Raw genomic sequence first — 19,722 nt, 5'->3', positions numbered from 1 at the left:
ACAGGATTCATTTGATGACAGATAGGAGTAAAACTTATGAAATTTACAAAAAGAATTTTACCCGTGCTGCTCTGCGCGGTACTAACGGCGGGACTGATAACCATGGCCGGCTGCACGAAGTCCGAGACGGCAGCACCGGCCGCAGACGGTTCCAAAAAAGTGCTGAAGGTGGGGATGGAGTGCAACTACGCGCCCTACAACTGGACGCAGGCGGACAATTCCAACGGCGCGATCCCGATTGCCAACAGCAGCGGCGAATACACCAACGGATACGACGTTATGATGGCCAAAAAAATCGCCGATTCCATCGGTTATGACCTGCAAATTGTGAAAACGGAGTGGGACGGCCTTGCGCCGAGCGTTGTTTCCGGCAAACTGGACGCGGTCATCGCCGGTATGAGCATTACCGAAGAACGCAAGAAAACCGTTGATTTCACCGACCCGTATTACAAAGCCACCATCTACGCGCTGGTGCGCTCCGACAGCAAATATGCCTCCGCAAAAAGCGTGGAGGACCTGAAAGGCGCTTCCTGTACCTCCCAGCAAAACACCGTCTGGTATGACATGCTTAAGCAGATTCCGGACGCAGCTATCCAGCCTGCAATGAAGAATGTTCCCGCGCTGATCGTATCCCTGACTTCCGGCAAAACCGATGTTTTTGTAACGGACAAGCCCACCGCAATGGGCGCCGTGTACGCGAACAAGAAGCTGGTCATGCTCGACTTTCAGGACGGAAACGGCTTTAAGGCCACGGATGCGGACGTGAACCTCGGTATCGCGGTTTCCAAATCGAATCCGGAATTAAAGGCCGCCGTCAACAAGGCCCTTTCCGGCATCAGCGAGGCCGACCGCGACAAAATCATGCAGGACGCAATCGCAAAGCAGCCCTTGGCGCAGTAATGCGAGAATACAGGAAGTGAGTTGTCATCTATGAATCTTCCCAGTGATAATGATTTCTTCGGTTGGGTCTTTTTAATCCTGCATAAGTACGGAGCGATCTTTCTTCACGGCGCGGGCGTAACGCTCCAGCTGGCGCTGGTCGGCACGCTGATCGGCTGCGTGATCGGCCTTCTGGTCGGTGTCCTGCGGACGCTCCCCATCCGTAAAAATGCAAACCTGTTTGCAAAAATAGGGCACGGGCTCCTGCAATTTATCCTTGCCGCCTACATAGAAATTTTCCGCGGCACGCCGATGATCGTACAGGCGATGGTTGTGTATTTCGGTTCCATGCAGCTCTTTAAAATGGATATGTCGCCCATGTTCGCCGGATTTTTCGTTGTTTCCATCAACACCGGCGCCTATATGGCGGAAACGGTGCGCGGGGGCATCGGCTCGATCGATATCGGCCAGACGGAGGGGGCCAAGGCCATCGGGATGTCCCACTGGCAGGCTATGGCGTATGTCGTTATGCCGCAGACTCTTCGCAACATTCTGCCGCAGATCGGCAACAACCTCATCATTAATATCAAAGATACCTCCGTATTGAATGTGATTCAGGTTACGGAACTGTATTTTTCCGGCAACTCCGCCGCCGGTGCGTTCATGCGGTACTTTGAGGTCTTCTTTATTATCTGCATTATCTACTTTATCATGACCTTCACCTGCTCGCGCCTGCTGCGCTGGATCGAACACAAAATAGACGGCTCCAGCTACTACTCGCTCGTAAAAAGCGATATGATGGCGGACCCGACCGGACACAACCCCGTTCACCTTGGAGGCGAAAAGATATGAGCGAAATAAAATCCCCCATTTTGCAGGTGCGGCACCTGAGCAAGAGCTTCGGCAGCCATCAGGTGCTGAAAGATATCGACTTTGAAACGTATCATGGCAACGTGATCTGCATCATCGGCGCTTCCGGTTCGGGCAAATCCACGCTCCTGCGCTGCATTAACATGCTGGAAACCCCGACTTCCGGCCAGATTCTGTTCCACGGCGGGGATATTACGGAGAAGGGGACGAACATCAATACCTACCGATCCAAGGTTGGCATGGTGTTCCAGTCGTTTAACCTGTTCAACAATATGACCGTGCTGGAAAACTGCATGGCGGGCGTTACGAAGGTTTTGAAAAAGGACAGGAAAACGGCGGAGGAAACCGCGCTGAAATACCTTTCCAAGGTCGGTATGGCGGAATACATCAACGCGAAACCGAACCAGCTCTCCGGCGGACAGAAACAGCGTGTGGCAATCGCCCGCGCGCTGGCAATGGAACCGGAAATGCTGCTTTTCGACGAACCCACCAGCGCGCTGGACCCGCAGATGGTCGGCGAAGTGCTGGAGGTTATGCGCGAACTGGCGGAGGAAGGCATGACCATGGTGATCGTTACCCATGAAATGGCCTTCGCCCGCGACGTTTCCTCCCATGTGGTCTTCATGAAGGACGGCGTCGTCGCCGAAGAAGGCGAGCCGTCGGCGCTTTTCGGCAACCCGAAACAGGAAAGTACAAAAGAGTTTTTGGCACGGTTCCGGAACCAGTGATGCAAAGCGTTGGCAACCATCCTTAGATAAAATAAAAATAGAAGGGGACGGCGTCCGGCAAAAACCGGATTCCGTCCCCTTCCTTTATGCGGTTGCCCATGCTAAATCTGCCATCAGCCCTCCGGCTTATAACGATTCCGATATGCTTCTTTGGCTATTTTTGAATAATGCTGCACGAATCCGGTCTTTGCGTCCGTATAGGCATCCCGATTATGCTCAAATTTCTGAAAGAGCGCAAGTTTCAGTTTCGCATATTCCGCCGCAACGTTGGGGTGCTCCATGAGGTAATCCCGGAAATAAAGCTCGTCCCAGTCGCCTAAATGCCGTACATGAAGGTGGTATATTTTTTCGGAAAAGCCGTTTTTCGTGTATCCTTTGTTGTAAGTCTGATCAAGTTCCGGCCCGGATGACGACCACATCAGCAGCCAGCCGTTGTTTGCCAGGGTGTTTTCCAGTGCTTCGGGATCACAGTCATCCGAAATTTCCAGAAGGATATCAACGGTCGGTTTTGCAATCAGCCCTTTCACAGAGGTGCTTCCAATATGATTGATGCGCTTTATGTATTTTGCGTCAATGCAGTTCAGCAGATACTCTTTTTCGGCGGCGTACCAGTCTTTGTATTTTTCATTATGCTCTTTCAGGATAATCGGAAACAACTGCCACAGTTCTTCCAAGGTCATTTCCGATAATTCTTTGTTCATGATATCCCTCCCATAAAGCTTCTTTAAAAGTATATCCCATGCAAATTCCACAGGCAAGAAAAAATTCATAGAAAGTATCCGCTTCTGAAAATAAGATAAAAAACTTAGCGGCTTTTTGCAATATATTTTTTTGTTTTTCATTGATTGGGAAAAGGGCTTGAACCATATGATTCAAGCCCCTTTTGTTTTCGTTATAGGAAGGACAAAGAAATGCAAGCGGCAGTCCTCCCCGTTCTCAATTATTCCATTTCCACAATCGTTGCGCAGCCCATGCCGCCGCCGATACACAGGGTAGCAAGGCCTTTTTTCGCGCCGCGCTTTTTCATGGCGTGCAGCAGGGTGACCAGGATGCGGCAGCCGGAAGCGCCCACCGGATGGCCGAGGGCAATTGCGCCGCCGTTCACGTTAATTTTACTCGTGTCGAGGTTCAGTTCTTTAATAACGGCGAGACTCTGGGCGGCGAAGGCTTCGTTTGTTTCGAGCAGGTCGAAGTCTTCCACCTTCATGCCGGTTTTTGCCAGCACCTTTTTCACGGCGGCAACCGGGCCGACGCCCATGATGGACGGTTCCACGCCGCCCAGCGCACCGGCCACCCACGTCGCCATGGGCTGAACGCCAAGCTCTTTGGCCTTCTCCTCGCTTATCACTACGACCGCCGCCGCGCCGTCGTTAATGTTGGAGGCGTTTCCGGCGGTAACGACGCCGTCCGGCTTAAAGGCGGGCCTTAATTTTGCAAGGACCTCTACCGTGGTGTCGGGGCGGGGGCCTTCGTCGGTGTCGAACATCACAATATCCTTTTTCATCTTCACGGGAACGGGGACGATCTCGTCCCGATATTCGCCGTCCAGAATGGCTTTGCAGGCTTTCTGCTGGGTCGCGGCGCTGAACTCGTCAAGCTGCTGGCGGGTAAGCCCCCACTTTTCAGCCACGTTTTCGGCGGTGATACCCATGTGGTAATCGTTAAAAGCGTCCCATAGCGCGTCGTTTACCATCGTGTCGATCAAGGTGCCGTTGCCTAAACGGTAACCGTAGCGCCCCTGTTTGATGGCGTAGGGCGCCATGGACATATTTTCCGTGCCCCCGGCCACCACGATGTCGGCGTCGCCGGTTTCAACCATGCGGGCGGCGGTGTTTACGCATTCCAGGCCGGAGCCGCAGACTACGTTCACCGTGACGGCCGGAACTTCAACGGGAAGCCCCGCCTTAATGGAAGCCTGCCGCGCGACGTTCTGCCCCTGCGCGGCCTGAATTACGCACCCCATGTAGACCTGATCGACCTGTTCCGGTTGAACACCCGCGCGGGTAATGGCTTCTTTTATAACGACAGCGCCCAGTTCGGCGGCGGGGGTATTGCTGAGGGTGCCGCCCATTTTTCCGATCGCGGTACGGCAGGCACCGGCTAAAACAACTTTTCTCATTGGAAACATCTCCTTTAAAAAACGAACCGTCCATTCCAAAATCCGAGACATAAGATGGCTGTTCGTTGGTTTTGTGTAAAATAAATTGCGTATAAAATAGGTTGTCCATTTCCGTCCCGCTGTATTCCTTCGGCAAAAGTGCAAAAAAGAAACGCCGCTCTTTCGAACGGCGTTTTTTGAATAAATTGATCAATTCTCTACATGCGTTATATGTAATTTCCTTGGAGCGTTATGCTCCGTATGCTGTTTCGATTGAAATTTAAAATTTTGGCTGATTAAAATCTTTTTTATTTAATAACTGAAACTTTGTATCCGACGGAATATTCGGAACCGGCCGGAAGCACAATCCGGTAAGGCTTGTCCTCGAAACGGCCGCTTTCGTCCGTCAGCGCCGGAAGCCCGTTCCACGGTTCCAGGCAGAGAAACGGCGCCTGCTTTTTCGGCGGCGTCCACAATACGAGAACCTCAAAGCCGTTAAAATCAAATTCGATTCCCGTCCCGTCGTTTTTCTTTACGAGCTTTACTTTGCGGCTCTTGATATCCTTTGCAATGAGCGCGTCAACGTCAAAGTCGCTGTAAACGATCGGGAAGGTGTCGGATTCGAGGCGTTTTTTAAATTTGTAATTTTCGCTGAACAGGCTGTTGGCGTCCGTATAGTAAAGGTTGAGGTCTTCCGCTTTCTCGAATTTCAGCTCATAATCTTCCGCCGAACCGTCAACGCAAAAACCGGCGTGTCCGCCGATGCAAAACTGCATAGCGCCGTTTCCCGTGTTTTTTACCGAATAGGTGGTCTTGTACCCGGCGTCGGAAATTTCATGCGTAACGGCAAGAACAAAGTCATACGGGTACTGCGCCTTTGTCACGTCATTGGAGACCAGTGTGAAAACGGCCTTTGTATCCGTGCACTCCGTCAGTTCAAACTGACTTTTCCGCGCAAATCCATGTTTCCCCGCCATGGAGTAGCTTTTTCCGTCAAACAAAACTTTCCCGTCTTTCAGCGCGCTGACAAACGGAAAGAGAATCGGAGCATGCCCGCTCCAGTATTTCGGGTCGCCCGTCCAGATATATTCTTTTCCACCATTTTTATAAGAGATCAGTTCTCCGCCAAAAGTATCCACAATTCCTTCTGCGCATCCGATTTTTAATGTTTTCTGCATTTTAACGTCCTCCATGTTTCTTGATTTTTGGTTGACAAAATGATTCTCTTTCTATTATATCGGTCTGAGGCAAGGGAAAATATTTCAAATATGCAAAATATAAGATTATTTATGGGAATTATAAAAGAATCCGGTTCGGCCAGACCGGCGGCTGTCTTTAAAAATTCTTTTTTTATTTTCCGCAATGCTGTCGGTTACCGCCACAAAAAAAGCACCGCCCGGACGGACAGTGCTTTTGTGTTGTTTCTTTTCATGCAAAATAACATACTTTTGCAGTTGTTTCGCTGCGAACAAGGTTTATGTAAGGAAACGGGATGTTAATCCTCCGGCTCTTTCTCCTGCGCGTTTTTCACCATTGTATCGAGCGCATCTTTTAAAATTTGCAGATTTTCCTCGCTGATTCCCGCGATGGTGTCGTTTTTAAATTTTTCCGCAACAGGAAGCAAACTGCGGTAAAGGCGGGTGCCCTTTTCCGTAAGTACCAACTGCTTAACCCGCTTGTCGGAATCAATGCCGGAACGAACCAAAAGGCCGTCCTGTTCTAATTTTTGAAGCAGCCGCACCACGGTGGGACCTTTTACGGACATTTTGTCGGCCAGTTCCCGCTGCGTGATCGACTCGCCCGTCGCAATATAATACATGGCGATCCACTGGGTCCTTGTAATGTTATACGGCCGGAATTTCTGCTCCATCGATTCGGCAAAGATTTTCGCGCTTTGGCTGGTTATAAAGGCGAGGCAATCGTCTAAATTGAACATCTCATTCACCTGCAAGTCCCCTACAAGAAACATTTTTATTATTATACCATACTTTCCCTTACTTTCCAAATGGGATACCGTTTCTTTGGCCTAAAATCCAGCCTTGTTTTGAACAAAATTCTCAATTGTGGCAACCAGCGCGTCCTCGCGGAACAACAGCCCCGCCAGCGACTTTTCACACGGGGAAAAATCAAGGGCGGCAAGGCTGTCCGTATAAATTTTGGCGCGGGAGACCTTTCCGCCGGAGATATCTGCGAAAACGGTTACATTCCCGAAGGACAGCTTCTTTTCGAAACGGACGTCAAAATCCGGGGACTCGCCGTAAATCCAGTCGTCCTTTCTGATTTTTTCATAAACGGACGGCTGCATACTGCGGCGGTCAATACGGGATACCGGCCTTTCCGCCCCGTATTCCGCCGCAAACGCGATCATCAGGGCTTCCTGTACGCGCTCCGGCGTAATTCTCGCGTCGATTTGCGACAGGTTGACTACGCGGCTTCGCACGGAATCGATCCCTTTGGAACGCAGTTTCAGAAAGGACGGCTTCAGCACGGCGGAGAGCAGGTCAAGGTCTACGTTTACCATAACGGTTCCGTGGTAGAGAAGATTTCCCCATTCGGCATAATAAGCCTGCCCGGAAAATTTTTTCCCTTCGGCCAGAAGGTCGTTCCTGCCGCCGAATGTGCAGGAAATGCCGAGGGAAGAAACGGCGTGCCGAAGAACCTTCCGGTATCGATCGGTATCCGCATCCTGTTCCTTCGACAGAAACGTGAAGTTCACATTCCCCAGATCATGAAATACCGCGCCCCCTCCGGAAAAGCGCCGGACCGGCAGAACGCCGTATTTTTTCAGGAGCTTTTCGTCGCATTCGGCAAAAACATTCTGGTTCCGCCCGAAAATAACGGACGGCTTGTTCCTCCATAAAAACAGGGAGGTTCCCCCGGCGGTGTCTTTCAATAGCTGATATTCCGCCGCAACATTGAAGTAAGGGTCGGTTTCCGCTGAAATGTAAATCCGGCTCATAGCTGATGAATCGCTCCAACCCCGAATCCGAGCGCGGCTTCGTGTATGATTTCCGCGGTGGTCGGATGGGCGAAAACCGTTTCCGCGATTTGCCGGTCGGTCATCCCGTTTGAAATGGCAAGCGTGAGAACGCTGACCAGGGAGGAGGCGTCCGCGCCGATGATCGAACCGCCCACAATGCGGCGGGTCGCGTTGTCCCGTACGATTTTAATAAACCCTTCCGGTTCGTTCATGGTAAGCGCCTTTCCGTTGCTGGAATAGGAGATCGTGCTTACGCTGCAATCCATGCCCTGTTTTTGGCATCCTTCTTCCGTCAGGCCGACGCTGGAAATCTCCGGGCTTGTAAAAACCACGTTGGGAATCGCGGAATAGTCCACCGATACGGATTTCCCCGAAATGTTGTCTACGGCCGCCATGCCCTGATGGGAAGCAACATGGGCGAGCTGGAGGATGTTTGTTACGTCGCCGATGGCATAGATATGTTCCACATTTGTACGCATGTGGGCGTCCACGTCGATTCCTTTGCCCCGCAGCTGCACGCCGGATTTTTCGATCGCAAGGCCGTCGAGGTTCGGTTCCCTTCCAATGGCCACCAGAACTTTATCGCTGACCAGAACCCCTTCTCCGCTTTTGCCTTCGTAGGTGATAATGGCCTGCCCGTCGTCCGATTCCTGAATTTTCATTACCTTCGAACCGGTATGGATACAAATTCCCGCTTTTTCCGCCGAATCCCGGATGCTTTCCGAAATATCTTTGTCCAGCATGGCGAGCAGGGAGTCCAGAAATTCAACGACATGGACTTTAACGCCCAGATTATTGTACAGGAAAGCAAATTCCATGCCGATAACGCCCCCGCCGATGATGGTGATGGATTTCGGCAGTTCCGTACAGGAAAGAGCTTTCGTGCTGTTCATGACGACCGGAAGATCGATTCCGGGAATTTTCACTCTTGAAATTTTTGACCCCGTGGCAATGATGATGTCCCGCGCGGAAACGGTGTAATTTTCCTTTCCTTCCACGGAAACCTTGTTTTCGGACAGAAAAGACGCGCTGCCGTGAAGAACCTGAACGCCGTTCCCCTCCAGCAGAGCGGCAATGCCGGAAACCAGCTTTTCCCGGACCGCGTCTTTGCGCCGGATGACCTGCGCCATATCCACGCGCGGGGCGCCGTCCGTTACAATGCCGAATTCCGCCGAACTGCGTACGTTCCGGCAGATTTCCGAGGATTTTATAAGCGCCTTGGTTGGGATACAGCCGACGTTCAGGCAGGTGCCGCCGAGCTCCTCTTTTTCCACCAGGGTGGTCTTTATCCCTTTTTTCGCCGCGTAAATGGCGGCGACATATCCGCCCGGGCCCGCGCCGATAATCAGAAGCTCGGTTTCCAAATCGGTGGCTTTCTTTGCCTCAGACGGAGCTTCCGCCTGTTGTACGGTTTCGGGCTGGGCGGCGTCCAGTTCAAAAAGGACTTGCCCGGTTGTAACTTCGCCGCCTTCCCCGCACACTATTTTCGTAACGGTTCCCGATTCGGGAGCCTTGACGGGGCGGTTCCCTTTCCCGGTTTCCACGTTTGCCAGAATATCCCCCGCCTGTACGCTGTCCCCGGGTTTCACGCTGATCTTCCCGACCTTGCCCGTTTTGTTTCCGGGAATTAAAGACATTTTAATCTCCACGATCCAGCCTCCTTTAAAATCAGAAAGAGCTGCGTTTGCAGCCCCTTCGCGAATTTTTTATTCTCTGACAACGCCGGCCCGGACGAACTTTACGCCGTTTACGAGGCAGTCTTCAACAGGACATCTCTTTTGAATGAAATCTGCGAAAGCTTCGGCCTTTTCCTGGCTTTCTTTTGTCTTGAAGTACATGGTAAAGCGAATTTCCTGGAACCCGTTTCTCACGTCAGCAAGACCCATGAACCCGTCCGGGTCCAGATCCCCTTCCAGTTCAACATGGAATTCCTCAAACGAAAAGCCCTGCATTTCGGCAAAAGCGCTGGCAACGATTGACTGGCATGCGCCCAGGGAACACAGAATTGCCTCTACCGGATTCATGCCGGTGTTGGTTCCGCCCATTTCCTCCGGTTCGTCTAAAACGATCTTAAAACCTCTCGCGTTTGTTTCGACTTTGAGCCCTTCGGGGCACTTTTTGGCAGCAGCCTTAAATGTAGTTAACATATGCGCATCTCCTCTTTTTTAATCATATTATCTACGGGATTTCCTATGATATGAGTTTAGCATAAAAATTTTCGAAAAACAATAGATAGCTAACTAATTATTTTTTTCGTTACTTCCAAATTTGTCGGACGGTACAAAAAAGATTCCCGGTTATGGAATAAAACGACAACAGGAACCTTTTCGCTTAAAGATGTCCGCATGCCGTGCAGCTTCCGCTTTTAAGGATAAATGCCAGTATATATCTCCGCATTTGCGCCGGTGGGTTCTTACCTGCCGAAATAAGCTCCATATGACAAAGGCACCCAGCGGTTAGCTGAGTGCCACAGAACGGGCTGCGCCCGCGGGGGAAGCAGTGGGATTCGCACCCGCGGGATTATTTCAGAAGCTGACGGTTTTGGAAAAAATCTTTCCACGGGTCGCTGCCTTCGATCCGCTTAAGGGCGTCCGCCATTGTGATGCCGTTGGGGGCGACGGTGTCGAGTTCCTCCCATGCGATGGGCATGGATACTCCGGCTCCTTTTCGTGCCCTGATCGAATAGGGGGCAACGCTCGTGGCACCCCTGCCGTTTCGAATCCAGTCGATGAAAATCTTGTTGGACCGCTTGGCTTTTCGGACGTTGCTTGTGTAGCGGTCGGGCCACTTCTTCTCCATTACTTCGGCGACGCGCCTTGCGAAATCATGGAACGTATCCCACGAAACGGACGGGGTTAAAGGGACGACTATATGGTACCCTTTGCCGCCGCTGGTCTTGAGATACGAGTTCAGCGAAAGCTCGGTCAGAATACTTTTCATGTCTTTTACACCCTGACGCACCGTACCTAAATCCATTCCTTCATCCGGGTCCAGATCAAATACCATCATATCCGGCTTTTCAAGCTCATCCACACGGCTTCCCCAGATATGGAATTCCAGCGTACCCATCTGTGCTTCCGATATCAGTCCGGATACGTTCTCAAGATAGAAATACTCCTCCGTTTCCCCGTCGCTGTTGGAGACCGGTATGGTGACGACTCCTTTGCTGCCCGCGCCGGGATGCTTCTTATAAAAGCAGGTTTGGGATATTCCCTTGGGGCAGCGCACAATGCTGAGAATCCGGTGGCCCACATACGGCAGCATGCGTTCCGAAACCTTTTCATAATAACGGATGACGTCCGCTTTTGTGATGGCGGGGTCGTCAAACATAACCTTATCCGGGTTGGTGATCCTGATTCCTTGAATGATAATGCTGTTTCCGTCTGTTTCCATTTGCGTCTCCCTTTCTTCAACGGATGAGGGGACTTTGTCATCCGCCTTTTCCCGTTTTATATCGCGGGGATTTTTATCCGTCCGCAAGCCTTTGAAACTTGCATGCCTTAATAAATCCTCTTCGGTCCATTCGGCAAATTGAATTTCCGCAACCAGTTCCGGTTCAAGCCAGGTAATTTTTTCATTCGACCGGGGCTTGGGCGCAAGTTTGAAGGGGGGCTCCGTTCTCTTCCGGCTTTCAAATTCGACTTCCAGTTCTTTCACGGCGCGCCCGCTCAGGCCGGTTCCGGCGCGTCCGGCATAGATCAGTTCGTCCCCTTCATAAACGCCGAGAAGCAGGGAGCTTACCCCGCTTGTTTTCTTATCGGAAAGCGTATAGCCTCCGATCACGAATTCCTGCCTTTTTCCGCATTTCAGCTTAACCCAATCGCCGTTTCTTGTCCCGCTGTAGACGGAATCGGCTTTTTTCCCCACGATTCCCTCCAACCCTGCCTTACAGGCCGCGGCGAAACTTTCCTTTCCGTTTCCGCTGACATGCTGACTGTAGCAGAGGTTTTTCGGGGCATTTTTCATAAGCGCTTCAAGCGTTTCTTTCCGTTTGCTCAGGCGGCGTTCCCGAAGGTCTCCGCCGTCCAGCGCAAGGAGGTCGAAGACGATATAGGTGAGGTTTTTGCCTGTGGGATTTTTTATATAGTTTTGCAGAGCCTGAAAATCTGTTTTGCCCGATGCGTCCGTAACGACCATTTCGCCGTCCAGAACCATTGCCCTTCCGGCGGCCCAATCAAGGAGGGAGGAGGCGACGCTCTGAAACCGGTTGGTATAGTCACTGCCGTTCCGGGTTATCAGCCGGGCGCTGCTGCCTTCAAGATACGCGAGAATCCGGTAGCCGTCGTATTTCAGCTCATAGAGCCAGTCGTCGCCTTCGGGGACCGTATTTACCAGTTTGGCAAGCTGCACGTCGGCTTTGCTGAAAGGGTTCCGCGTAATTTTTTCATCTTCCCCTTTTTCAATTTCCTCCATGGTGCGTCCGGTCCGGATACTGGTAATAAATTCGGAAATACCGTCGGTCGTTTGGGCGTACTCATCTTTTTCTTTGAGCAGAAGCCAGTTGTCTTTCGTTTCGCCCGCTTTCGCCTTCATCCGTACCAAAGCCCATTTCCCTTTGAGTCTTTTTCCTTTCAGAACAAACTTCAGCGAACCCTGGCGGAGACCTTCCTCCACATCCGCATAGGGTTCCCAATAGCCTTCATCCCAGAGCATGACCACTCCGCCGCCGTATTCCCCTTTGGGGATTGTTCCCTCAAAGTTCCGGTATTCCAGAGGGTGCTCCTCCACCTGTACGGCGAGCCGCTTGTCGCGGGTATTGTAGGAAGGCCCCTTGGGAACCGCCCAGCTTAAAAGGGCGCCGTCCCATTCCAGGCGGAAATCATAATGATCTTTGCGGGCCAGATGGTGCTGCACGACAAACCGGAGCTGTTCTTCGTGATTTGCCGTTTCACCTTCCGGTTCCCCGGTCCGTTCAAAATTCCTTTTTTGGTTGTACTCGTTCAGTTTTGCAGTCATAAAGATTACGCCGTTTCCTTCCGTTTTGCAGCCACCCGCCGCCGGTTTTAAAACGAGGCCTTTATATATAGATTACCCAACGATTCATGTGGAATGTATCCCGCGTGAATTTCAGGTTATCATCAGGCCGTTAAAAGAAACAACCCCCCGCAACTTAGGTGCATACCATTCCGTTAACAGCAGCAAATTGGGCCCTTTTCTTTATGGCAAAACCACCGGTAATACATGCCTATAATATGACTTGATGATGTCATGTTATAGGCGTATACTGAAACAGGGTGGTAAAATGCAAATTAATCGGTTATTCGAAATTTTATATATCCTGCTTGATCAAAAAACAGTTACGTCGAGGGCCCTTGCAGAGCGATTCGAGGTTTCCCAAAGAACCATCTATCGTGATATTGAAACGCTGTCTTCTGCCGGAATCCCTGTTTATATGAGCAAAGGGAAGGGCGGCGGTATATCCCTGCTGCCTGATTTTGTGCTGAATAAAGCGGTTATCACAGATGAAGAAAAAGAAGATATTCTGTCTTCGCTGAAAGCGGTAAACGCGGTTCATCCCAGCAAAACAGATACCGCGCTTAAGAAACTCAGCAGTTTGTTCGGTGAATCCAACACCGATTGGATTGAAGTCGATTTTTCTTCCTGGGCCAACGCGCAGAACGAAACGGAAACATTCAATACAATGAAACCTGCAATCATAGGCAAAAGGGTGGTTTCCTTTTCCTATGCCAGTGCAAAAGGACAGCGGACGTCACGTGAAGTCGAGCCGTTAAAGCTTTGCTTTAAAAGCGGTGCATGGTATCTATATGGCTATTGTAAGTCGCGAGATGATTTCCGGTTCTTTAAATTAAGCCGAATCCGGGAGCTTTGTGTATCCGGGCAAAATTTTCAGCGGAAATCCCCAAAACAAATTTTTTCCGGCAGGAATGTGTTTCAGGAAGAGTACGTTACCTTAAAATTAAAGCTGTCTGCGGAGGTTGCTTACAGGATATATGATGAATTTGACCGCTATGAACAGCAGGAGGACGGAAGTTTTCTTGCGGAAATTGACTATCCGAAAGGGGAATGGGTCGTTTACTATATCGCAACTTTCGGCAGCCATTGTGAAGTTTTAGAGCCGGAGAACGTGCGGAATGATGTGAAAGCAGAACTGCAAAAAACATTGAATCATTATCTTTAATACGACACGCAGTTGTCATATTAAACAAAGTATAATAGCCTCATCAAATATGTGGAGGTTATCCGTATGAATTATGAAATCGTAAATTTAGAGCAAAAAACAGTGGTAGGGCTCAGCGCAATTACAGGAAACGCCGATCCCAAAATGGGCGAAGTCATTAGCGGACTTTGGGAAAAGCTCTACCAGGGCGGAGTAAATGCCGCGATCAAAAACAAAGTGAACGAATATGCCATCGGGCTTTATTCGGATTACGCAAACGACCAATATTGCGTTACAGTCGGAAATGAGGTCTCCAAGCCGGAGAATGAGGAACTGACGGTAAAGGTGATTCCGGCAGGCAAATATGCGAAATTTTCCGTACACGGAGATATGGTAAAAGCAGTCGCCGAGGCCTGGGGCGAAATCTGGCAAATGGATTTGGACAGAAGCTTTACCGGCGATTTTGAGGAATATCTTAACAGTGACTGGGAGAGTGCAGACATCGATATTTACGTCGCATTAAGATAAAGTCAGGTGGGTTCCCACCCAGCCGTTCGGCAACAAAAAAGCAGCGCAATCCTTTGGACTGCGCTGCTTTTTTGGCGGAAGCGGTGGGATTTGAAGGTGGCGCTGAAACAGCCCGCGTGCCGCGATTCCCTCGTTTTGCATGAAGGATTCGTATAGAGCAGATTAAGAAAAACTTACCGGAAATTGTAAGTAGTTATCAAGTTTTTCATTATTTAAAAATAATTCTTGAAAAATATTTTTAATCGATATATCCTATATTTCAAGGATATCCTTTATAACTTAAAGGAGGCAATTGATTATGCATCAGGAAAAAATCAAAGAGCTTGAAAAAACAATAAACAGTGATTATAGCAATATCACAGGCATTGTTATGCAAAAAAACGGCATGAAATCATATGAAAATTACTTTAATGGATATACCGCCGATAACGCCGTTCATGTGTATTCGGTGACAAAGAGCGTTTTTTCCGTGTTGGTTGGCATCGCCATTGATAAAGGTTATATCAAAAGTGTAGACCGGAAGGTGTTGGACTTTTTTCCGGATTACACTGTTCAAACAGGCGAAAAAACAATACAGGGCGTTGCGATTAAAAATCTGCTTACCATGACGGCTCCGTATAAATATAAGACGGAACCATACGAAAAGTTCTTTGCAAGCCGGAACCCGATTCAGGATGCACTCGATTTATTAGGCGGGGATGGAGCCGTCGGGGAATTCAATTATTCCGCCATCGGAGGAACCCACATTTTGTCAGGGATCCTTGTAAGGGCGACAGGACAGTCCATACTTGATTTCGCTAGAGAAAATTTATTCTTGCCGCTGGGAATCAATGTTCCGCACAACGTGGTGCTGCGTAATAAAGAAGAGCATATCGCCGTTATGAATAATAAAAACACCAGTGGCTGGGCTGTTGACGCGCAAGGGATAAACACGGCAAGCTGGGGTCTTTTCCTGACGCCTTCGGAGATGGCCAAGATAGGCCAATTGTACCTGAATGGCGGAATGTGGGATGGTAAACAAATTGTATCGGCCGGGTGGATTGCTGAGAGCACAAGCGAACATAGCCGATGCGTCCAATGGGGCAATCTGGCCTATGGCTATCTTTGGTGGATCATTGACGGGGATAGCTACGCGGCTCTGGGCGACGGCGGCAATGTAATCTATGTCAATACAAAGAAAAAAATAGTGGTTTCGATTGCTTCTCTTTTTATGCCGGACGCTAAGGATAGAATAGGGCTTATTAAAGAGTATATTGAACCGATCTTTGATTTTTAAGATTGACAAATTTTATACCATAGCAAAGGTACTCAGCGATTAGCTGAGTACCACGAAACGGGCTGTGCCCGTGGCGGAAGCGGTGGGATTCGAAGGTGATGCGGAAATAGCCCGCGTACCGCGATTCCCTCCGTTTTTTATGAAGGGGCAAATAACCCGCCTGTATCTCCGTACTTGTGCCGGTGGGTTCTCACCCAGCGTTCGGCAACAAAGAAATCAGCCCAGTCCTGCGGACTGAGCTGATTTCTTGTGTCATTTGCTCAATTTAGATGCATAGTGTTATTGCCTCTGACGAATCTGTTGTCTGGTTTCGAGGTTATTGGTGACATATCCTCTTGTTCTAAGCCCATTTACTACTTCTGAATAAATATCATGTCCTGTAGGATCTTTTATGGTTAAAATCAAAACAAATTCCTGAGATAAGACATTTAACCCGTTTCTTGGATTCATATCAATACGAATTTTCCATCCATCTCCAAGTTGAATTCCTCTACTTATTTTTCTGTAATAAGATTTAATCGGACTCCATTTAAACCCGTTCTCAACTCTGGCTTTTTCAAATTTTTCATCCCACGAGCATTCAAGAGGAACCTCTCCAGAAAAATCGATCTTTCCGGAATTCGAATTATATTTGTAAGTGCCAAAGCTTACATCAATATTGGTTCTGCAGTACTCCCTGCCATAGCGATCATCTAGAATAGGATTATAAGCAAGTGTCATTCCTATTTCACCATAGCATTTCCCATTATTAATTAGCGAATTGGGATAGGGGAAATCGAACATTTCTAGGTGTGATCCTTGAGGTACTTTTTGACGAAATACAAGAGTCACCTCGTCCTCACTGCATTGTAAGATGTCTTGCACATTAACGGCTGGCATGCCAAAGCCATAGTATTTAATATTATCCTGATTTTTCTCCAAAAGATCACGAGATGTCATTCTGGCAGAATGGATAATCATTGCCTTTGCTAACAAAATATCTTTTTCAATCATTTCGTCGTAGACAGAAGCAAATTTTTGTACCACTCTAGGGTTAGAATAACTTGTACCATTTCCTTCAATAACGTTTCCTTTTATATCCAAACCTTTCATACCAAGTCCATTGATATGTAAATCTTTTGTAAGGTTGCCACCATAATCAACCACATCAGGTTTGACTATATAGTTTGCACCAGGGCCTCTCCTGCTGAAAGGTGATGGCTCATTTTCTTTTACAATCGAATTTTCGGAGTCGTAAAGAGCTACAGATCCAACTGTGATTGCCCTAACAGAATCGGCAGGCGAAATAATTCTATCTCGTTCCCCCATATTTGTCTGAGTTGGCCATTCTCTTAGAGGAAGTGAATTTAGATTACCACTTGAGACAAATATCTGGACTTGGTATTTATCTTGAATATAGTCTAAGAAAGTGCCTAAATCAGACATAGACCCTTTGCAAACTTTGCTTTCAATTCCCAGTGAAAGGTTCCAGATTTTAACGTTGGAAGAGTATTTCTGCATTACTTCTTCTATGATTTCCATTAGTTCTTCTTCGCCGATAGTATCTGTTGGGCCAAAATCCGGATTACTATTTGGCATGGCGATTATATCAACAAACTTGAATCTTTGTTTGTTGGTTGCTATGATTCCATTTAACTTGTTACCATATTGTATGGTGGATGCAATAAATGTTGCATGGCTTGAATTTTGGTAAGCCTCATTCACATATTTTTCGCGGGCTACAACGTAAGGTTTTAGAAATGCATTGTCATCGCTTATCCCACCATCGATGATTCCTATCATAATATCGCTGTTAGAATGCTCGTCGTCCAGAAATGATTTTAAATTGGTTTTAATAAATTCACTTAATGGAAGCGAGTATTCTTGAAAAAAATCAATTGACTTTACGCCATTTATTGAAGCTATTTTTACTATATCCTCATATGAAGACACTTCAATTTTTATAAATTTAATACGATCTCCGTATGTGATAAGTTCATGATTTTCTAAAAAACCATAATCTGAAAGCTTTTTCATAATATAGCTCATAATTTGGTTATCATCAAAGGCATCATCGAAATTAAAGATTTTTACTTTAATTTTATTTTTAATTGTTTCAAATTTTCCTTGAGCTGAAATTTCAACAAGGTCTTCTGATATTTTTTCGTCTGTTCTTATAGGCTGAATATCAGAGACGGCTGTCATATTTGCACGAAATGCTTTGGTTGGTGGATTTTGAATCAATGCAACAGTTTCTTCGATTGCCTTTTTAGTAACCCTTATATAAATTTCGTCTAAATCATCACTGCCAATAATAGGGCATTTGCGGCAGAGATCGCTTGGCTTGTGCGATTTAGCTATAGCTTCAGGCTTAACAGTGATTTTGCCAACAGCAGGTACAAGTTCATTTTCCGTAAAGACATCGTCGTAAAAATCAAGAACATCTTGAAACTTGTGTGAAATTTCGGCTTGCAATTCTGGAGTCACTTCTCCAAAAAATTTTGGGCCGCCACCTCCTAGATTCTTCTGTGTATCTGTAGCTTTTTGAAGAACCACTTTTATAGGTAAATTCTTTTCACTCATTGTCCATCCTCCTCCTTAATTAGTTTTGATACTGTCGTTTTTGAAACATTCAATATATCTGCAATAATTGCGTAACTGAATACCTTCTCATTACATTCGCGCAAAAAATTAGCTTTTATTTTCAAAAGAACCTTTTCATCTGCACTGCTTTGGGGCAGTATTTTTTTAAAATTAAAGAGTTCCTCATATATACTCATCTTGGAGAAATCATTTTCATGGATGACTGCATTTCGTAGAGATTTTTTAATTATTTCTTCAACATTTGCACCACTCAATCCTAAAAAAGCGGCCGCTAATTCATGTTTTTCTTTATTACTAAACTCCACAACCCCATTGATAAATAGATCAATCATTTTAACAATGGCCTCCGTGTCTGGTAATTCAATCTCCAACTTATAATCAAAACGTCGCCAAACAGCGGGATCAAGCAGACTATCATGATTTGTTGCAGCTAATAACAAACTGTCGCTACTCATTGAATCTACATTTTGCAGCAAGCTGTTTACCACTCGTTTTAGCTCTCCGAGTTCATTGCTATCATCACGAGCTTTTGCGATAGCATCAAACTCATCAAGAAATAATACACAAGGTGTTTTTTGCGCAAATTCGAATAATGTTCGGATGTTTTTTGCGGTAGTTCCTAAATAGGAAGATATTAAACTATCTAAACGCGCAAGTACTAAAGGCAAATGCAATTCTTTGGCAATCAAATAAGCACATTTTGTTTTTCCACATCCCGGCGGGCCATATAAAAGTAAAGTATTGGAAACCCCGATGCCTAAAGAATTTAGTTTATCGGCATATTTATAGCTCAAAATAAAGGAATTCAGTTTTTCTGAATTGCTTTTTGATAAAATAACTTCAATGTTATTTTCTGTGGGATAGATTACATCAGCCAGCCTTGTACGGGATTCAGCGTCCACAGGTACATTAGTTTCCTTATTCATACCCATAGCAGAAAGAGACGTTTCATTTTGCATCGCGAGCATATTACTGAATTTATTAGCTGCACGGGTTTCGCGGTCTTGTTCTAATTTCGCTATAAGTTGTTTTGTATAATTAAGCACTTTTAGTTGATCATGTTTCAAAGCCCCCTCTACTATCTTTCCTATTTCTATTGAGTACTTCATTTTGCTCACCTCTATCCATATTATATACGAACGATTGTAAAATGTAAAGAACGATTATTAAAATATATCAATTATTATGGAATAAATCAAGAACGTTATACACAAATTTGCGAACGAACATTATATTTCAAGAATTCCGTGTTTTACCCGTACATATCTTTATGGTGCGATTTTTCCTTGTGCCTATGCCCGACTCATAATGCCTGCTCCACCTCAAAACCACCCCTGAAGGTGATTTGTATCTTTTCTGCGGAAACTATAGTCACCTTGGCGATCAATTGTTTCACCAGTGCTTCGTCGTATTCATTGAGATTGAAATTTGCCTGTTCCAGTATCTCGAACAGTTCTTTCATCCGGGCATTGTTGTTTTGGGCGATGACCTGCCGCTGTTCGTGACCTCTCAGCCTGTTCTGCAGTTCTGTGCGTTCATCGGAAATCTCCTTGAATTTTGCGTCGAAATAATCCGCGCTGGCGGAGGAGCGGGAGCTTAATTCCACCAAATCCATCATGACGCTGTCCACTTCCTCAATTCGGGCGCTGATGGCGGCGGTAT

General features: G+C 47.4%; 18 protein-coding genes. 6 read left to right on the top strand and 12 right to left on the bottom strand.

The window, feature by feature from the left end:
• Positions 1-36 precede the first annotated feature (36 nt).
• Genes OUY18_RS05325 through OUY18_RS05315 form a run of 3 tightly spaced genes read left to right on the top strand, consistent with a single transcriptional unit; the run spans position 37 to position 2,477 of the window.
• Positions 37-900, top strand: a complete 864-nt coding sequence (locus OUY18_RS05325; protein ID WP_268057697.1) for a transporter substrate-binding domain-containing protein — start codon at positions 37-39, stop codon at positions 898-900.
• A 30-nt stretch (positions 901-930) separates the two neighbouring features.
• Complete coding sequence (locus OUY18_RS05320) at positions 931-1,731, top strand: amino acid ABC transporter permease (RefSeq protein ID WP_268057696.1); 801 nt, start codon at positions 931-933, stop codon at positions 1,729-1,731.
• Positions 1,728-2,477 carry an amino acid ABC transporter ATP-binding protein gene (locus OUY18_RS05315; protein ID WP_268057695.1) on the top strand — a complete coding sequence of 250 codons (750 nt, stop codon included), beginning with the start codon at positions 1,728-1,730 and terminating at the stop codon, positions 2,475-2,477. The genes OUY18_RS05320 and OUY18_RS05315 overlap by 4 nt, the downstream gene beginning before the upstream one ends.
• 113 nt (positions 2,478-2,590) lie before the next feature.
• Here OUY18_RS05315 and OUY18_RS05310 read toward each other — a convergent pair whose 3' ends face one another.
• The 9 genes from OUY18_RS05310 to ligD all read right to left on the bottom strand — a co-directional run bounded on the left by OUY18_RS05310 (position 2,591) and on the right by ligD (position 12,511).
• Entirely contained in the window at positions 2,591-3,178 is a 588-nt protein-coding gene (locus OUY18_RS05310) for a GrpB family protein (protein ID WP_268057694.1), read from the bottom strand.
• On the bottom strand, positions 3,105-3,344 hold the full coding sequence (locus OUY18_RS05305) for a hypothetical protein (protein ID WP_268057693.1): 240 nt from the start codon (positions 3,342-3,344) through the stop codon (positions 3,105-3,107). Before OUY18_RS05305 ends, OUY18_RS05310 begins: the two co-directional genes overlap by 74 nt.
• Positions 3,345-3,417: 73 nt before the next feature.
• Positions 3,418-4,596: an acetyl-CoA C-acetyltransferase gene (locus tag OUY18_RS05300; protein WP_268057692.1), complete on the bottom strand. Its 1,179-nt coding sequence runs from the start codon at positions 4,594-4,596 to the stop codon at positions 3,418-3,420.
• 287 nt (positions 4,597-4,883) lie between these two features.
• Positions 4,884-5,753 (bottom strand): aldose 1-epimerase family protein, encoded by an 870-nt coding sequence (locus tag OUY18_RS05295; RefSeq protein ID WP_268057691.1) that lies wholly within the window; start codon positions 5,751-5,753, stop codon positions 4,884-4,886.
• A 317-nt stretch (positions 5,754-6,070) separates the two neighbouring features.
• The gene (locus OUY18_RS05290; RefSeq protein ID WP_268057784.1) at positions 6,071-6,511 is read right to left on the bottom strand and encodes a MarR family winged helix-turn-helix transcriptional regulator; all 441 of its coding nucleotides are present in this window, start codon (positions 6,509-6,511) and stop codon (positions 6,071-6,073) included.
• A 90-nt stretch (positions 6,512-6,601) separates the two neighbouring features.
• Complete coding sequence (locus tag OUY18_RS05285; RefSeq protein WP_268057690.1) at positions 6,602-7,534, bottom strand: lipoate--protein ligase; 933 nt, start codon at positions 7,532-7,534, stop codon at positions 6,602-6,604.
• Positions 7,531-9,204: a dihydrolipoyl dehydrogenase gene (gene lpdA, locus OUY18_RS05280; RefSeq protein ID WP_268057689.1), complete on the bottom strand. Its 1,674-nt coding sequence runs from the start codon at positions 9,202-9,204 to the stop codon at positions 7,531-7,533. The genes OUY18_RS05285 and lpdA overlap by 4 nt, the downstream gene beginning before the upstream one ends.
• Positions 9,205-9,261: 57 nt before the next feature.
• The gene (locus tag OUY18_RS05275; protein WP_268057688.1) at positions 9,262-9,702 is read right to left on the bottom strand and encodes an OsmC family protein; all 441 of its coding nucleotides are present in this window, start codon (positions 9,700-9,702) and stop codon (positions 9,262-9,264) included.
• Positions 9,703-10,075: 373 nt separating this feature from the next.
• Positions 10,076-12,511 carry a DNA ligase D gene (ligD, locus tag OUY18_RS05270; protein WP_268057687.1) on the bottom strand — a complete coding sequence of 812 codons (2,436 nt, stop codon included), beginning with the start codon at positions 12,509-12,511 and terminating at the stop codon, positions 10,076-10,078.
• A 286-nt stretch (positions 12,512-12,797) separates the two neighbouring features.
• Between ligD and OUY18_RS05265 the strand changes: the two genes are divergently transcribed.
• The 3 genes from OUY18_RS05265 (at position 12,798) to OUY18_RS05255 (ending at position 15,477) form a co-directional block, all read left to right on the top strand.
• Positions 12,798-13,694 carry a helix-turn-helix transcriptional regulator gene (locus OUY18_RS05265; protein WP_268057686.1) on the top strand — a complete coding sequence of 299 codons (897 nt, stop codon included), beginning with the start codon at positions 12,798-12,800 and terminating at the stop codon, positions 13,692-13,694.
• Positions 13,695-13,760: 66 nt separating this feature from the next.
• Positions 13,761-14,201 (top strand): GyrI-like domain-containing protein, encoded by a 441-nt coding sequence (locus tag OUY18_RS05260; protein WP_268057685.1) that lies wholly within the window; start codon positions 13,761-13,763, stop codon positions 14,199-14,201.
• Positions 14,202-14,499: 298 nt separating this feature from the next.
• Positions 14,500-15,477 carry a serine hydrolase domain-containing protein gene (locus OUY18_RS05255; protein WP_268057684.1) on the top strand — a complete coding sequence of 326 codons (978 nt, stop codon included), beginning with the start codon at positions 14,500-14,502 and terminating at the stop codon, positions 15,475-15,477.
• A 279-nt stretch (positions 15,478-15,756) separates the two neighbouring features.
• Here the strand turns inward: OUY18_RS05255 and OUY18_RS05250 are convergent, their stop codons facing one another.
• The 3 genes from OUY18_RS05250 to OUY18_RS05240 all read right to left on the bottom strand — a co-directional run bounded on the left by OUY18_RS05250 (position 15,757) and on the right by OUY18_RS05240 (position 19,678).
• A complete protein-coding gene (locus OUY18_RS05250) occupies positions 15,757-18,039 on the bottom strand; it encodes a S8 family serine peptidase (protein ID WP_268057683.1) in 2,283 nt (760 codons plus the stop codon).
• Positions 18,036-19,169, bottom strand: coding sequence for an AAA family ATPase (locus OUY18_RS05245; protein WP_268057682.1), 1,134 nt, complete (start codon positions 19,167-19,169; stop codon positions 18,036-18,038). Before OUY18_RS05245 ends, OUY18_RS05250 begins: the two co-directional genes overlap by 4 nt.
• Positions 19,170-19,363: 194 nt before the next feature.
• Positions 19,364-19,678: a hypothetical protein gene (locus OUY18_RS05240; protein ID WP_268057681.1), complete on the bottom strand. Its 315-nt coding sequence runs from the start codon at positions 19,676-19,678 to the stop codon at positions 19,364-19,366.
• Positions 19,679-19,722 lie beyond the last annotated feature (44 nt).

This window comes from Caproiciproducens galactitolivorans, from assembly GCF_026672255.1.
In the GTDB taxonomy this organism is placed as follows: Bacteria; Bacillota; Clostridia; order Oscillospirales; family Acutalibacteraceae; genus Caproiciproducens; species Caproiciproducens galactitolivorans_A.
The sequence above is the reverse complement of the archived record's forward strand: the minus strand, read 5'-3'. Positions and strand labels throughout refer to the sequence as shown.